Genomic DNA, 15,668 nt, shown 5'->3' with positions numbered 1-15,668 from the left:
CTGGAGGGGTGACAATGAGAGCGTTGTGTATCGGCGGAACGGGCGTGATCAGCAGTGCGGTTGCGGAGCTGGCGGTGAGACGGGGCTGGGAGGTGATCGCCCTGAATCGCGGCAACCGGGAGGTTCCGGCAGGTGTTATGTCTTGGCAAGCGGATATCCGGCAGGAGCGGGAAGTAGCCGCTCTTGTGGAGAGAGAGTCCTTCGACGTGGTGATGGATTTTATCGCCTACACGAGGGAGGACGTGGAGAGAGACTGGAGGATTTTTCGAGGAAAGACAAAGCAATACATTTTTATCAGCAGTGCATCCGCATACCAGAAACCATTGACAGATTACGTTGTCAATGAAAGTACGCCCCTGGCAAATCCTTATTGGCAGTACTCCCGAGATAAGATTGCCTGTGAAGACTTTCTGATGAACAAATATCGGGAAGAAGGGTTTCCAGTGACGGTTGTGCGGCCCAGCCATACCTACTGTGAGCGATCTGTCCCTGTGGGAGTGCAGGGAAAGAATGGAAGTTGGCAGGTTCTCAAGCGGATGCTGGATGGAAAGGCGGTCATCGTACATGGAGACGGAACTTCTCTGTGGACCATGACGCATAGCACAGACTTTGCCAAGGGGTTTGTGGGGCTCATGGCGAACCCTCACGTGTTAGGGCATGCGATTCAGATCACATCGGATGAGAGTATGTCGTGGAATCAGATTTATTCCTGTATTGCGCAGGCGTTGGAGGTGCCTTTCCGCCCTGTCTATGTGCCCAGCGCACTGCTGGCCGGCAGCCAGTTCTATGACTTTAAGGGGAATCTTTTGGGCGATAAAGCGCATTCCATCGTCTTTGATAATGCGAAGCTCAAACATTTCGTGCCAGGATTTACGGCGACTATTTCCATGAGGGAGGGAATTACGGCAGCGGTTTCCTATGTGGTAGCCCATCCCGAAAACCAAATCGAGGACCCAGAATTCGATGGTTGGTGCGACCAGGTCATCAGTGGTCTCGATGGACTTCGCGCGATTATCTGAGTGTGAATAAAAGCGGTAGAGTGTACGATTCAGCAGGAAAGCTGGGGTTGTGCCATTCTATCGCTTTTTGTTGCCGGGACCATACAAATCAAGTGGGTTGATTTTTATGTTCCAGTGTGGTATGATACTGGAAATCTTGAGGCAAAGTCTCAACTACGATGAAGGGTGTGAACCTATGATTTTAAATATTGACAACACGCATTTTTTTGTTAGCCGGAAGGCGGAGGATGTGACAGAGAAGGAAATCAATCGCTTTATCGACCAATACGCGGGGACCCAGGTTTCGCAGCTGGTATTCAGCATCAATGCCATGCGGGCTAGCTATGACAGCCGAGTATTTGAACCCATTTGGCAGGGATATGATCCGGAGGGAGGCCCCGACCAGCCGTTTCTATCCGCGCTCCCTTCAGAGGAGAGCCGCCAGCGCTTTGATAATATGATGCAGAATTATTGCCAGCTGTGTGGCAATGGAAAGAATGTGTTCCAGCACTGGATTGCCAGAACCCGGGAGGTCGGCATCTCTCCATGGATTTCAACGCGGATGAATGACATACATGAGGTCAACGATGAGCGGCATCCCTTTCACAGTGAGTTCTGGCGGACGCACCCCGAGGCACGCCGCAGCATGTATCACGATGTGGGCTGGTCGGACCGGGCGCTGGATTTCGGCAGACAGGATGTGCGGGACCGGCATTTTGCTTTTATTGAAGAAATCATGGAATTGTATGATGTGGACGGCCTCGAATTAGACTGGATGCGGTTTGGATATCATTTCCGTCCCGGATTTGAGGAGGAAGGCGCGGTGCTGTTGACGGAGTTTACGTCGGACGTTCGGCGTCTTCTGGATACCTGGGAGACAAGACGCGGACATAAAATTGAATTGTCCGCAAGGGTTCCGTCTCGGCCTGCTACCTCGTTAGCTTTGGGGCTTGACGCCGTGGAGTGGGCGAGGAGAGGCTTGATTAGCCGTCTGGTCATCACGCCTTTCTGGGCCACAAGCGAAGCGGATATGCCGGTGGAGATTTGGAAGCAGCTACTACGCGGGACGGATGTTAAGCTGGAAGCCGGGCTGGAGCTCCTTCTCCGCGCCTACCCTGCCTCGAAAAAGGTGCAGACTAATTCCCTCGGGACGGTGCGCGGTGCGGCTATGGCGCTTCTCTCAAGGGGAGCGGACGATCTGTATCTATACAATTACTTTGATTGTGTGACCTGCATGGACGATCTGGAAAATTATCCAACGCTCCTGCGGGAGGTGGGCGAGCTGGACACCCTGCGCGGAAAACCGCGCCGCCATGTGGTGACCTATTCAGACACATGGGCGGTGGGAGAGCCGGCTGGGTATCTGCTGCCTGCGACGGTCACCCCCCATTCGGTGAAAGCCTTTGCGGTTCCCATCGGAGAAGCTCCGGCCGCAGCCCAACAGGCCTATGTGGTGCTGGGAGTGGCACAGGAGCAGGACACAGGGGAGGAAACCGTATGGGTCAATGGCACGGTCTGCCAGGAAGTCAAGGATATCCTGCTATCCAGGCCGCTTCCGGCCAGCCCGGTGCGCACCTGGATGATTCCGGCACAAGCGCTGCACAAGGGGCGGAATGTAGTGGAAATCCAGGGGTTTGCCGGTACGCTGGACTGGGTAGAGATCAAGATTGTATAATCAGAAGCCGTTTCACGTTGAAAGAGGGATGGACTATGAAGAAACCGGCTACTAAGAAACGATGGGTCCGAAGAATCATAGGGTATTCGTTGCTTGCCCTTTTGGTCTATATGATTTTAGGAGCAACGCTGCCCTTTGCCCGATTCCCGGAAGTTAGCCAGGAATTCCAACAATCGTTCTCGACAGATCCGTTCTACAGTGACACGGTGGGAACGGACCGGGCGGTGTTGGTGGAAACAAGCCAGGAGGCGCTGGAGTATCGCCTCAAAATTCTCAACGAGGCTGAGGATCGAATCCTTTTTTCCACCTTCGACATGTCGCCGGACCAGAGCGGAACAGAATTGTATTCCATGATGTTGGCAGCGGCGGACAGGGGGGTTAAGGTTCAGATTTTGGTGGATGGCCTTTCCGGCATTAAAAGTCTGCGAAAGGATATGAAGAATTATGCGCTGGGAACACATCCCAATATTGAAATCCGCTTCTATAATCTCCCGAATCCGCTGCTGCCCTGGACATTTATCGGCCGAATGCATGACAAATTCATCTGCGTCGACAATAAATTCCTGCTGCTGGGCGGCCGAAACTCATCGAATTACTTCTTAGGGGAGTACAATCCCGACGTGCTGAGCTACGACCGTGATGTACTAATCTACAATGGGAGTGGGAAAGAACCGGAGGAAGGGAGCGTCTGGCAACAGATTGAGGCGTATTTCACCTCCCTTTGGGATGGCGGTGACTGTACCACTGTGTATGACCGCGTGTCGAAGCGGAAGGAGGAGAAGCTTCAGGAGGCGGCGGCCAGTCTCCGGGAGACGCATCAGCGACTTCTTGAAGAGCGAAAGGAGCTCTTTGATCCAGACACCGATTATGTTGCGATGACGGTTCCAACCCGTAAAGTATCCCTGATCTATAATCCCATCCACAAAATGTCAAAGGAGCCGTGGGTGTGGTATCAGCTGACGCAACTGATGAAGGAAGCGGACTCAAGAGTTTGGATTCAGACCCCCTACGCGGTGCTCAACGACGCCATGTATAAGGCGCTGGAATCCATAGGGAGCGACCTGGACGACTACGAGATGTTGACGAATTCTGTGGCGGGAGGGGATAATTTTATGGGTTCCTCCGACTACATTTTCAACAAAGAGAAGATCCTGAATACGGGGATTACGGTCTATGAGTTTCAGGGAAACCATTCCATGCACAATAAGTCCATGCTGCTGGACGGGGATCTATCGATCATCGGCTCCTATAACCTGGACATGCGCAGCACCTATCTTGACACCGAGACGATGTTGATCATTCACGGAGAAGAGTTTGCGGAGACTCTGGAAGATGCCATGTTGGCCATGTGGGATCAATCTCTGAAAGTCACTCCTGAGGGAGACTATGAGGCGAGGGAGGGAGTGGAGCCCTTAGTGCTGTCGGGCAGCAGAAAATACCTCTACCCCATCACGTCCGTTGTCTTCCAGCTATTTCGCTTTTTGCTATAGCATTTGTTCACGCAAAAGAAATTTGCGGGGAACCTTGACGGAAAGGTTGCTATTTTCAATAAAATACAGTATAATGGTCACATAGGCGATGAGCACAGAGGCTCAAAACAACGTATGACAAGCAATCACCGTTCATCACGGTAAATTTAGCCGCCGCCACGGCAAATGGAGGTTATAGTATGGCAGATAGCCAGAATGACAAGATCACGCTGACCCTCGATGGAGCGCCCAAACCGGAGCTTAAGCTAGAGCCGGAGGAGGAGACGGCGATCACCATCCCCAAGGGTGATACGGAGATGGATGAGAGTAATTTTACAGAGGAAGAGAAAAAGATGGTAGAGGAATTTTCCGAAACGATCGATCTTCGGAATTCCGCTGTCGTTTTGCAATACGGTGCATCCAGCCAGAAGAAAATCGCAGATTTCTCCCAATCTGCGCTGGAGAGCGTTCGGACAAAGGATTTGGGGGAAGTCGGTGATATGATCACCGATCTGGTCGTCGAATTGAAGGGATTTTCCGCGGAACCGGAGGATAAAGGATTCCTCGGAATTTTCAAGAAGGCTGGGAATTCCGTTGCGAAGATGAAAGCCAAGTACGATAAGGCGGAAGTCAATGTTGACAAAATTTGCGGTATGCTGGAGGATCATCAGATTCAGCTGATGAAAGACATCACCATGCTGGATAAGATGTACGATCTGAACCTGACATATTTCAAAGAGCTGACCATGTACATTGTGGCGGGAAAGAAGAAGTTGGCTAACGAGCGCGCCACCACCTTGGTGGAGCTTCAGAATAAGGCAAAGGCCTCGAATCTGCCCCAGGACGCTCAGGCAGCGAATGACTTCGCCTCCCAGTGCGACCGCTTCGAAAAGAAGCTGCACGATCTGGAGCTGACCCGGGTTATCTCCATGCAGATGGCCCCGCAGATACGGCTTGTCCAGCAGAATAGCACGCTGCTGACAGAGAAGATCCAGTCGTCCATCGTCAACACGATCCCCCTCTGGAAGAGTCAGATGGTTCTGGCCCTGGGAATCGCCCATTCACAGGAGGCCATGGAAGCGCAGCGGGAAGTCACCAATATGACCAACGAGCTGCTGAAGAAAAATGCGGACATGTTGAAGCAGGGGACCATTGAGACCGCCAAGGAGAGCGAGAGGGGCATCGTGGATATGGAGACCCTTCGCTACACGAACCAGCAATTGATCTCAACGCTGGATGAGGTGGTGAAGATTCAGGATCAGGGCCGGCAGAGGCGGCGCGAGGCGGAGACGGAGCTGGGCCGCATCGAGACGGAGTTAAAGCAAAAATTGCTGGATATCCGAAGCTGATACAGAGAGTGAATATGATGGCGGGGGAGGCAGCTCCCCTGCCGTTCTTGTGTTTAGAGGGAAGCGCCAAAAGGTGCGGGAGGAGGATGCATGAAAGAGATCAACAAGAAAGGATCCCTGCTGTTTATTGGAATCGTAGTCGTATTGATTTTCACAGCGGTGATTCCCATTGTCAGACAACAGCAGGAGAGCGAGAGGGATAAGGGGATTTTTCGAATACTGGTCAGTTCCGAGAATGAGGATGCCGCGGCGATTCTACAGGACTTTGCCGGGAAGGAAAAGATCGACGTGGAGTTTGACACGGCATCGACCATGGATATGATGGATACACTCAACAGTGAATCCTGTCAGTACGACGCCGCATGGCTGTCCAACTCTATCTGGGTCTACATGCTGGACGGAACGCAGGCGGTGACAAATGCCAAGGCGACTTTTATCAGCCCCGTGGTATTTGGCGTTGTCAAGAGTAAAGCTCAGGAATTGGGGTTTGTGGACACCCCTGTGTACATGGCGGACATTGTGTCGAAGGTGGAATCCGGGGACCTAACCTTCCTCATGCCGTCTGCCACCCAGACCAACAGCGGCGCGTCGGCCTATCTCGGCTTTCTGAGCACTCTGGCGGGAAATCCGGAGGTGTTGACGGAGTCCATGCTCGGCGACTTGCAGCTTCAAGAGAAGCTGACCCGTCTGTTTAGCGGAGTCAAGCGCTCATCCGGAAGCGAGGAATACTTGAACCAGCTATTTATCAGCGGCGAATACAATGCCATGGTCAATTATGAGAGTTCGTTCATCCATTTGAATCAGCAGTTGGTTGAAGAGGGAAGGGAGCCCCTGTATCTCCTTTATCCTGTGGACGGCGTGTCCCTGAGCGACGCTCCCTTCGCCTATGTGGACCATGGAAACGAGAAGAAACAGCAAATTTTTCAGAAGCTACAATCCTATCTGCTCAGCGTGGAAGGCCAGAAAGCGTTAGCGGCCACAGGGCGGCGCTCCGGATATGGCGGGCGAAACCCCTACGGAGATTCGGAGGTCTTTAATCCCGATTGGGGAATCCAGACGGATGGATATCTATCGCCCATCAACTATCCCGCCTCCAATGTAATCAAGGCGGCGATGCGGCTGTATCAGACAGAGCTGAAGAAGCCGTCGGTCACTGTCTTCTGCCTAGATTTTTCGGGAAGCATGAGAGGGGAGGGGCAGTTAGAGCTTTACGATGCCATGGAATATATTTTGAATCCTGACCAAGCGGGGGAAGATTACATACAGTTTAGCGAGAAGGATGAAATCTACATCCTGCCCTTTGACAGCCGGCCAGGAGACGAGTTCAGTGGAAATGGGAGCGAGAGCCAGAAGCTGCTTACCGAGATCTACATGCTGAGTGCGAGTGGCGGGACCGACATCTATGCGCCCCTGATCAAGGCGCTGGATCTGGTCGAAGCCTATGACAACAATGCCTATACCGTATCGATTGTTTTAATGACGGACGGAGAATCCCTTGTGACGAAGCTGGATGAGCTGGTGGAGCGATATGAGCGCTGTGACCAGGATGTGGGAATCTACTCGATCACATTCGGAGACGCGAATCCCAGAGAGCTGGAGACGATCTCCGAAACGGTGGGGGGCAGAGTTTTTGATGGAAAAAGCGATCTGCGCGCCGCGTTTAAGGCAGTCCGCGGATATAATTAGAGGGGAAGACGGACATGAATGAGAATCGCTATATTATCGCGGGCGTCGCGGCGGGAGTCACATTTCTCGCGGTGTTTTTCCTCGGAAAAAATCTGGTGATCGGTCTGGTTCTAGGCATCGCGGCCTTTATCATCTTCGCTGTACTGTTTCGCCCTTCTGGGACCATCAAAATCTCCGGGTACAGTGGGAAGGAGCTGGCGGATATCCTGGGGGATGGCGAGGAGGACTTGAAGGAAATTCAACAGCACGTGGCAAAACTTCGGGATCCCAACATCAAAGGGCAAGCGTCGGCCATCCTCAAAACGATACAGGATATTTTAAAAGAATTGAAAGCAAGACCCGAAAATATTTCTGCGGTTCGGAAGTTTTTCAAATACTATTTGCCCACGCTGGATAGCATCCTCGGCAAATATGAGCGGATTGAGGGCGGCGTGATCAAGCCAGAGCAGAAACAATTGGTCAGCAAATATCTGGGCGATATCAAGAAAGCCATGGATAAACAGTACGCGAATCTTTTTGAGGACGATATGCTGGATCTATCGGTGGAGATGGAAGTCATGACCAACGCCTGCAAGCAGGATGGACTCCTCACAGAGGAGGATTTTAAGAAGAGCGCGCGCCAAGATACAGATCTGACGGTCTAAGGGGGACGATATGTTGAAAACAAATGGTAAGAAGCTGGGCATTGGAATCGGAATTTTTGTTGTCATTATCATCGCGGGGGTTCTCATCAGCCGTCTGATCGGAGGGGCATCCCAGAAGGGGGATGTCATCTACGGCGCTGTAGGCGGTGGAAAAGAGAATTTTTTGGCGGATGAAGAGGTGAATCGGATCTTACTGGAAGAGTACAACCTGGTTGTCAAAAATGATGCCTGGAGCAACGGAAAGTTGATTAAGGATCCATTGACCTATGAACTCGATGGGCAGACGAAGAATTACGACTTTGTCTTTTTCTCTGACCAGCGCTATTATGAGTACTACCAGCTGCCAGCGGCGGAGGGAGAGGCGCCCCGGCTAGCGAAGAAGAAGGGGGCCATCGCGCTCAATACGCCCATCGTCTTTTACAGCTGGGATGTGGTGGTTGACGCATTCATCAGAGAAAAGATTGTGACGGAGGACAACGGGACTTACTATGTGACCGATATGCCAAAACTTTTGGAGTATATCAATGAAGGAAAGAAGTGGAGTGATATTGGTCTTGACAGTATTTATGGAAATATTAACATTGCGTCAACAGACCCTGTGACATCCTCCCCCGGTGCAACGTACTATGGCCTTTTGGCATCGATTATGAACGGCGGCGAAATCACCCAGGACAGTTTGTTGCAGACGATGCCCAAACTTTCCAATTTCTACATTAAGTCGGGATTTATGAATAACACGCCGGCGGATCTCTTTGACCTATATCTGCGAACCGGCGTCGGGGCGAAGCCCATGATCGTAGACTATGAGAAGAGCGTCATCGACTTTGCCAACGCGAACCCGGAGGGGTACGCCCAGGTTAAGGACTCAATGCGCATCCTCTACCCCAGCCCCACCATCTGGAATTCCCACTGTATCATTTCCTTCAGTGATGCGGGGTCGCGCTTTGTGGATGCCCTGAACGATAAACGAATCCAGGAGATCGCGTTCAATCGGTATGGATTTCGGACGGGTGTGACAGGGGGACAGTATGATGTGTCTGCCATCGGAGTTGAAGGAATTCCGCAGAATATTTTGTCTGTGGTATCGGGTTTGAAGATGGATGTGTACAATGAGATTATCGACGGCTTGAAGGCGACACGGGAATAAAAAAAGAGGGAAGGTTTCCGATTCTGGATTTCCTCCTATGGGAAAATTCGCCGTGAGGCGGTGCCGCCACAGCCGTCAACTTAAAACGGGACTCGGATGGAACCTAGAGGGCGCAACCGCATGGGGTAGGTGCAGCCGCTGCCCAGCGCTTTTTCCATATAGGCGCTGTAATCCGCTACCGCGCCCTTCGGAAGCAACGCCATGATCACGCCGGCAAAGCCGCCCCCGTGGACGCGGCAAGCGCCTTGCCCAAGTTTTGCGAGATACAGCTCAGTCAAAGCAAGGGCGAGGGTTACGGACTGCTCCTGACAATCGCAGATAGAGTAGCAGTTTTGGAGCCATTTCCAGGAGGAGTTGCCGGAGCGGGTTACGAGATCCAAAAAGTCTTCGAAACGGTTTTCCCGCAAGGCCAGTATCTCCCCTTCGACCCGTTCATTTTCTGTAAAGAAATGGAAAGCGCGGAGTACGGCGCGATCGCCCACCGCTTTGCGCAGCGCGTCCACATTGTCCCGCACTTGGTCCAGCGCAACCTCCGATAGGGTTTCGCATCCGAAATATGCTGCAACCGCCTTCATTTCCGTGGGGATGGAGGAGTATTCCGCGCTGAGATCCGCATGTCCCTTGCCTGTGTTGACGATCACAAGATCATAGCCCACGTCATCGAAGCTAAAGTCTACCTTCTGAATGGACGGCGCGTCGATGTTGGCAAAATCGATGGTTATGATTCCCCCTACGGCGCAGGATAACTGGTCGAGAAGCCCTGACTGTTTGTTCCAGTACTGATTCTCGGCGTATTTGCCGATTTTAGCCAGCGTCACCACGTCCAGAGCGCCGTCGTGGTAGAAGGTGTTTAAAATACAGCAGATCAACATTTCAAATGAGGCGGAGGAGCTGACGCCGGCGGCGCTGATGACGTCCGTGGCTACATAGGCGTTAAATCCGCCTACGGTCAGTCCCCTTTCCTGAAAGCCGGCCAGAAGACCTTTCAGCAGGGCGAGGGTTCCTGTGGTCTCGTTGGATACTCGATCTGTCACGGATAGGTCATAGCGCTCCTGATATGTTTCGTCCACGATGGTGATCCTACCGGAATCAGTTTTTGCGGCGACAGCCACGCAATCCAGATGAATGCTGCCCGCTAATATTTTCCCGTGGTTGTGGTCGGTGTGATTGCCGCTGATCTCTGTTCGGCCGGGAGAACTAAAATACTCAAACTCCATGTTGCCAAAGGTTTCAACAAATTTCTGAGCTAGATGCTCGTAGCGAAGAACGTTGGATGAGGCGCGGTCGGCGCCGTACAGCTGCCGGAATAGAGCGGTTGCCTCGGGGCTGTGCAGCTGCGTTGATATGGACTCGATTCGCATAGTAGAAACTCCTTTCAGACAAGATCCTTCGTCTATTATACGGCGGAAATCAAAATTGAACAAGCAAAATTGGAAAAAAAGATAGACATTCCATTCATTTCTGCTATAATGGAAAGAAATATTGGGAATGGCAAAAGGAGAAGTACAATGGATAAAGATAGCTCGATACTGCGATACTACAAGCCGGCGAAGGAATGGACGGAGGCCCTGCCTCTGGGAAACGGATCGTTAGGGGCTATGGTCTTTGGCCGCACGGAGTATGAGAGAATCGCTCTGAATCAGGATACCCTGTGGAGCGGGTATCCCCGCATGGAAACAACACCGGGCAGCGATGTGTATTTCCGTAAGGCCCGGCAGTTGGCGCTGGACGGGAAGCTGGCTGAAGCACAAGAACTCATTGAGAAGAATTGTCTTAACAATTGGTCGGAGGCCTATCTTCCCTTGGGAGACCTGTGGCTGGATATGGATGTGGAAGGGGAGATCACGGAGTATACCCGGACCTTGGATCTGGAGACAGCCCTCGCCACCGTGGAGTATAAGGCTGGCGGCGCCCGCATGTCCCGGGAGGTTTTTGTGTCCCATCCCCATCGAGTCCTGGCCCTTCGGCTCAGCGGAGAAAAGGAGTTTTCCTTTACGCTGCGGATGACGTCCCCTCTGCGCTCCATGCTGATCACAGAGCCGGAGATGCTGCTTTTGGAAGGAGAATGCCCGTCTCTGGAGGATCTTGAGCGGCAATTCTCGGATCAGACCTATATATATTCTGAAAAACCAGAAGAGCGAGGGGTGCAGTTCCGCGCGGCGGCCTGCATCAATCTTTCCTCGGGGACCGTGGACAAGCCGGACAGCGGCGCTTTTCGGGTTCGCCGCACGAAGGAGGCCGTCATCTTTTTCGCCTGCGAGACCAGCTTCAATGGCTATAACCGCCACCCCTATCTGGATGGAAAGGAATACCGGCAGGCTTGTGCGGACAATCTGCGCAAAGCGAAGGCCCTTCCCTATGAAGAACTGAAAGAGGCCCATCTCAAGGACTATATGCCGTATTATGCCAGGGTCGAATTGGATTTAGGCTCCGCCAATCGCGGCGGAATCTCTACGGATCAGCGTCTCCTGGATTACCAGCAGGGCATCTCAGATCCGGCGCTGCCCACCTTGATCTTCAACTATGGGCGGTATTTGACCATTGCGGGCTCCAGGGAGGGCTCACAGCCGACCAATCTCCAGGGAATCTGGAATGAGCAGTTCAACGCGCCATGGCACAGCAACTATACCATCAATATCAATACCGAGATGAATTATTGGCCCACTCTCCCCTGCAACTTAAGGGAGATGATGGAACCGCTGCTGACCATGGTGGAGGAGATGGTGGAGAGCGGCCGCAAAACGGCGCGGGATCACTACGGGGCGCGGGGCTTTACGTCCCATCATAATACGGACCTGTGGAGGAAGACATCGCCGGTTGGAACCCTACACAATCCAGGCTGCGCTGTCTTTGCTTTCTGGCCCATGTCCTCCGGATGGCTCTGCCGCCACCTGTACGACTACTATGAGTATACGGGCGACATCGCGTATCTTCGGGAGCACGGCTATCCCGTCATGAAGGAGGCAGCCCAGTTCTACCTGGATCTGCTGGTTGAGGACCAGGACGGATATCTGATCTGCGCGCCTTCCACATCCCCGGAGAATTCCTTTACCCTTCCCGATGGCAGGCGCTGCTCTGTCTCCCAGACCAGCACCATGACCATGGGGATCATAAAGGAGCTATTTGGCAACTGTATTCAGGCCAGCGAGATTCTAGGGGAGGACGAGGCATTTCGCACGGAATTGGAGGAGGCCCTCCCGAGGCTGCTGCCCTTTAAGACAGGAAGCCAGGGACAATTGTTGGAATGGTATGAGGAAATGAAGGAGACGGAGGTTCACCATCGCCACGTATCCCATCTGTATGCCTTACATCCGTCGCACCTGATTTCTCCCAGAAAAACGCCAGAGTTGGCGGAGGCCTGCCGTAAGACCCTGGAAATCCGGGGAGATGACGGGACGGGCTGGAGCCTTGGCTGGAAGATCAATTTCTGGGCGCGCCTGGGTGACGGAAATCACGCGCTGCGGCTGATCAGGCGTCAGCTTCGGCTTGTTGGGGAGGGCGGCGTCAACTATGGCGCTGGAGGCGGGACGTACTCCAACCTCTTCGACGCGCACCCGCCATTCCAGATCGATGGCAATTATGGTGCGGCCAGCGGAATCGCGGAGATGTTGCTACAATGTGAAGATGGCAAGCTCTTACTCCTGCCGGCCCTCCCCGATGAATGGAGGGACGGATCCGTCAAGGGTTTGCTGGCGAAGGGAAATATAACCGTGGACCTGGCCTGGTCAGAGGGAAAGCTCACGGAGTGCCATTTGCACGGTGCACCGGCAACGGTTTCTGTGCTCTGCCAGGGACGTGAGTGGGAGGCTACCGTTCAGCCGTAACAGGTCGCAAATGGAAAAGGTCATCTTTGGGGAATTCATCTGAATTGCCAGAGATGGCCTTTTTATGTCTCTAGAAATTTCCACCCTGTATTGGGCCGAAAATTGCAGCGCGGCTTACAGGATAGTTGGCGTGCAACATTCCATTCTCCAGATGCAAAATATGATCAGCACAACACGCAATCAGTTCCAGATCATGCGTAATAACCAAAACGGTTTTTCCGTTTTCTTTGAGCATCCGAAGAACGTCGGCCACCTGCCTCATGTGACCATAGTCGAGTCCGCTGGTTGGCTCATCAAGCAGAATAATTTCTTTTTCGGCGGCGATTCCGCTTGCAATCGCAACCCGCTGTTTTTGTCCGCCGGAAAGCGCCATCGGGTGCATATCAGCGAAAGATTCCATGTCCAAGAGCCTTAGAGCTTCTCGCGCCCTATCTTCACGCTCATCGCTCGGATACGATTCCGGAATACTGAGCAAAATTTCTTCCAATACGCTTTCTGTGAACAGCTGGTGGTTTACATCCTGCATGATCATGTAGCAGTACCCAAGCATTTTGGACGCTGGAACCGTCTTTCCATTCCAGTGTACAACCCCTTTTGCCTTTTTATTCAGACCGCATAGCGTTCTTGCAAATGTACTTTTTCCTGCACCATTATGTCCGATTATCGCAATGATCTCCCCCTGTGGAAGTGTCAGGGCCGGAATCTTGATGCCGTGAAGTTTGTCTGCATAGGAAAACTCCATACCTTCGAGCGTGATGGTGTGATCTATCGGTGCCGTGCACAGTGTATGCCCGGCAAATTCCGGAAGCCCAACAGACCGAATCCCGAGCCGAGATGTCTCTTCCGCAGAGAGTCTGGAGAACTCTTCTCCTGAAAACTGTTTGGCGATCCGCCCATCTTCAAAGAGGAGAAGCCGGTCTGCAAGCTCCCGCAGGAAAAACAGTCGATGTTCTGCGATAACAACCGTTTTTCCCTGAGATTTCCACAAATAGAGTGTTTTTCTGAGTTCCTCAATGCCATTTAAATCCAGATTGGAGGACGGTTCATCCAACACAATGATAGAAGGATCGGCAACAGCAACGGTACCGCAGGCAATTTTTTGTTTTTCACCGCCGGATAGCTTGAACATACTTCTGTTAAGGAGCGGAGATAACCCCATCATATCCGATGCCTTGTCAATATCTTGGCGAATCTTCTCTGGGTCACGGCCTTGATTTTCTGCTGAAAACGCCAATTCGCTTGTAGTGTCCACATTAAAAAACTGACTGCGGGGATTCTGAAATACGCTTCCGACCAGCCGGGCAGTATCATAGATGGGTTCCTTTGCCACGTCTGTGCCTTCAATCAGAACTTCGCCTTGTCTTTCACCTTCAAAATAATGTGGAATTAGTCCGTTGATCAGCCGGCAGACAGTGGTTTTTCCACAGCCGGAACTTCCGGTCAGGACTATGAACTCACCGCCGTGAATCGTAAGATTCAAGTCTTTGACAGCGGATCGCAGGACTGGCTTGCCCTCTGCGTCACTGACACGATAAGCAAAGGATACATTTTTTATTTCGATCATAGTCAGTACACCATAAACAGCACAAGAGCTGCCGTCAAAAGAAGCAGAAGAAGATAATCCTGCCACCGCAGCCCCACCTCACAAATGTGAGTGCGCTTTACATGGCCACCCAATCCTTTGGTCAGGGAAGCCTGTGACAGTTCATCCGCTATCCGAACCGTCGACATCAAGACCGGGACAAGCTCGTATTCCATTCGTTTCATGAGTCCTCGCTGGGTTCCGTTTACTCGACGCATCCGCATAGCTTCCGTGATCGCGCTGTTTTCCTCGCTGATGGTGGGGAAGAAACGGAACATAACAGACATAGGAATCGTGATGGCCTGCGGAACATGCATCCGTTCCATTGCAGCAATGAACTCGGAAACCGTTGTATACTGCATCATACAATACCCCATGACCATAGGAGCGAGGAATCGGGAGATCAATCCTGCAATCATCACGAGAATCAGATTAAAAAATCCTTCGGTCAGCTGTATAATTGTGCCTTCCATGAGCATCGCAAAGGCATACAGGCCGAAGTACACCATCGCAAAACGCAGATTGCGCATGGCCAGCAGGAGTACCAACGGAAGAATGCAACAGCCAAAGCGCAGCCAGTATTCTACGCCGGACAGGCTGCCGCCAATCATAATCATGCTGATGATCAAAATAGAATACAGAGAGGTGCGCGGGTCCAATGGGGCCCGCATACCACTTTCTTTGAATGTTAAAACTGTTGTTTGCATTATGCCATTCCGGCTTTCTTAAAGTGTTTTTTCAATACTTTTGCACCGAGCAGGCCGCCAAGAATACCACCGACAACGCACAGCGCGGTCAGTACAAAGAACATCCAGTCGGGAGTAATCGCATAGAGGGCGTCAGCAAAGGTATCACCATACCCTGTGCGCATAGATTCGAAATAAGGCTCACGATAGCCGAAGAACATGGGAAGAGCCATGCCCATCATCCATGTGCTGAATACGCCGGAACCGATAATGGAAAGCTTCACACTCTTGTAATGCCCGCTTTTCAAAATGAGATCGGTAGCCACACCGGCTAAGACGGCAATCAGCAGTACCGGCCAAGGGCGTCCCAGAAGGATTGCAAAGAGTCCAAGAATCATGCTCATAATAGTGACCATCCCGAATGTATGGGTTTTGGACAGAAACAGCATAAAAGGAATCCCAACTACGACAGCACATATAACCGGTAGCAGAACCATAAATACCGGTACGTAGCCAATGAAGCTGGAGACGAAGAATATAACGATGTAGAGCGCAGTGAATACACCAACGTTGATGAGGTCTTTTACAGTGAGTCTGTTTGTCATGAG

General features: G+C 52.1%; 12 protein-coding genes. 8 read left to right on the top strand and 4 right to left on the bottom strand.

The annotated features are described in order from the left end of the window. Window positions 1–14 precede the first annotated feature (14 nt). The 7 genes from H8730_RS03440 (at window position 15) to H8730_RS03410 (ending at window position 8,968) form a co-directional block, all read left to right on the top strand. On the top strand, window positions 15–1,019 hold the full coding sequence (locus tag H8730_RS03440) for an SDR family oxidoreductase (RefSeq protein ID WP_177718742.1): 1,005 nt from the start codon (window positions 15–17) through the stop codon (window positions 1,017–1,019). Window positions 1,020–1,194: 175 nt separating this feature from the next. Continuing rightward, window positions 1,195–2,673, top strand: coding sequence for a glycoside hydrolase family 18 protein (locus tag H8730_RS03435; protein ID WP_249289383.1), 1,479 nt, complete (start codon window positions 1,195–1,197; stop codon window positions 2,671–2,673). Between the two features lie 35 nt (window positions 2,674–2,708). Beyond that, entirely contained in the window at window positions 2,709–4,163 is a 1,455-nt protein-coding gene (locus H8730_RS03430) for a phospholipase D-like domain-containing protein (protein WP_177718748.1), read from the top strand. A 179-nt stretch (window positions 4,164–4,342) separates the two neighbouring features. Beyond that, the gene (locus tag H8730_RS03425; RefSeq protein ID WP_177718750.1) at window positions 4,343–5,491 is read left to right on the top strand and encodes a toxic anion resistance protein; all 1,149 of its coding nucleotides are present in this window, start codon (window positions 4,343–4,345) and stop codon (window positions 5,489–5,491) included. Window positions 5,492–5,581: 90 nt separating this feature from the next. Next, window positions 5,582–7,177, top strand: coding sequence for a VWA domain-containing protein (locus H8730_RS03420; protein ID WP_177718752.1), 1,596 nt, complete (start codon window positions 5,582–5,584; stop codon window positions 7,175–7,177). 14 nt (window positions 7,178–7,191) lie between these two features. Next, the gene (locus tag H8730_RS03415; RefSeq protein ID WP_177718754.1) at window positions 7,192–7,821 is read left to right on the top strand and encodes a 5-bromo-4-chloroindolyl phosphate hydrolysis family protein; all 630 of its coding nucleotides are present in this window, start codon (window positions 7,192–7,194) and stop codon (window positions 7,819–7,821) included. A 10-nt stretch (window positions 7,822–7,831) separates the two neighbouring features. Continuing rightward, window positions 7,832–8,968 (top strand): hypothetical protein, encoded by a 1,137-nt coding sequence (locus H8730_RS03410; protein WP_177718756.1) that lies wholly within the window; start codon window positions 7,832–7,834, stop codon window positions 8,966–8,968. A gap of 80 nt (window positions 8,969–9,048) precedes the next feature. On the opposite strand, the gene H8730_RS03405 is transcribed toward H8730_RS03410, so the two are convergent. After that, window positions 9,049–10,329, bottom strand: a complete 1,281-nt coding sequence (locus H8730_RS03405; protein WP_177718758.1) for a galactokinase — start codon at window positions 10,327–10,329, stop codon at window positions 9,049–9,051. 147 nt (window positions 10,330–10,476) lie between these two features. On the opposite strand from H8730_RS03405, the gene H8730_RS03400 reads away from it, so the two are divergent. Next, window positions 10,477–12,792, top strand: coding sequence for a glycoside hydrolase family 95 protein (locus tag H8730_RS03400; RefSeq protein ID WP_177718761.1), 2,316 nt, complete (start codon window positions 10,477–10,479; stop codon window positions 12,790–12,792). 70 nt (window positions 12,793–12,862) lie between these two features. Here H8730_RS03400 and H8730_RS03395 read toward each other — a convergent pair whose 3' ends face one another. Genes H8730_RS03395 through H8730_RS03385 form a run of 3 tightly spaced genes read right to left on the bottom strand, consistent with a single transcriptional unit; the run spans window position 12,863 to window position 15,665 of the window. Next, a complete protein-coding gene (locus H8730_RS03395) occupies window positions 12,863–14,356 on the bottom strand; it encodes an ABC transporter ATP-binding protein (protein ID WP_177718763.1) in 1,494 nt (497 codons plus the stop codon). A 2-nt stretch (window positions 14,357–14,358) separates the two neighbouring features. Next, complete coding sequence (locus tag H8730_RS03390) at window positions 14,359–15,081, bottom strand: energy-coupling factor transporter transmembrane component T (RefSeq protein ID WP_177718765.1); 723 nt, start codon at window positions 15,079–15,081, stop codon at window positions 14,359–14,361. Beyond that, the gene (locus tag H8730_RS03385; protein ID WP_177718767.1) at window positions 15,081–15,665 is read right to left on the bottom strand and encodes an MptD family putative ECF transporter S component; all 585 of its coding nucleotides are present in this window, start codon (window positions 15,663–15,665) and stop codon (window positions 15,081–15,083) included. Before H8730_RS03385 ends, H8730_RS03390 begins: the two co-directional genes overlap by 1 nt. Between the last annotated feature and the right edge of the window lie 3 nt (window positions 15,666–15,668).

This window comes from Bianquea renquensis (assembly GCF_014384895.1).
Taxonomy (GTDB): Bacteria; Bacillota; Clostridia; order Lachnospirales; family Bianqueaceae; genus Bianquea; species Bianquea renquensis.
This window is presented reverse-complemented; position numbering and strand designations above follow the sequence as displayed.

What these genes read in the sequence shown, in the direction of transcription:
- H8730_RS03440 (WP_177718742.1), top strand. Translation starts at nt 15, where the DNA reads ATGAGAGCGTTGTGTATCGGCGGAACGGGCGTGATCAGCAGTGCGGTT.
- H8730_RS03435 (WP_249289383.1), top strand. Translation starts at nt 1,195, where the DNA reads ATGATTTTAAATATTGACAACACGCATTTTTTTGTTAGCCGGAAGGCG.
- H8730_RS03430 (WP_177718748.1), top strand. Translation starts at nt 2,709, where the DNA reads ATGAAGAAACCGGCTACTAAGAAACGATGGGTCCGAAGAATCATAGGG.
- H8730_RS03425 (WP_177718750.1), top strand. Translation starts at nt 4,343, where the DNA reads ATGGCAGATAGCCAGAATGACAAGATCACGCTGACCCTCGATGGAGCG.
- H8730_RS03420 (WP_177718752.1), top strand. Translation starts at nt 5,582, where the DNA reads ATGAAAGAGATCAACAAGAAAGGATCCCTGCTGTTTATTGGAATCGTA.
- H8730_RS03415 (WP_177718754.1), top strand. Translation starts at nt 7,192, where the DNA reads ATGAATGAGAATCGCTATATTATCGCGGGCGTCGCGGCGGGAGTCACA.
- H8730_RS03410 (WP_177718756.1), top strand. Translation starts at nt 7,832, where the DNA reads ATGTTGAAAACAAATGGTAAGAAGCTGGGCATTGGAATCGGAATTTTT.
- H8730_RS03405 (WP_177718758.1), bottom strand. Translation starts at nt 10,329, where the DNA reads ATGCGAATCGAGTCCATATCAACGCAGCTGCACAGCCCCGAGGCAACC.
- H8730_RS03400 (WP_177718761.1), top strand. Translation starts at nt 10,477, where the DNA reads ATGGATAAAGATAGCTCGATACTGCGATACTACAAGCCGGCGAAGGAA.
- H8730_RS03395 (WP_177718763.1), bottom strand. Translation starts at nt 14,356, where the DNA reads ATGATCGAAATAAAAAATGTATCCTTTGCTTATCGTGTCAGTGACGCA.
- H8730_RS03390 (WP_177718765.1), bottom strand. Translation starts at nt 15,081, where the DNA reads ATGCAAACAACAGTTTTAACATTCAAAGAAAGTGGTATGCGGGCCCCA.
- H8730_RS03385 (WP_177718767.1), bottom strand. Translation starts at nt 15,665, where the DNA reads ATGACAAACAGACTCACTGTAAAAGACCTCATCAACGTTGGTGTATTC.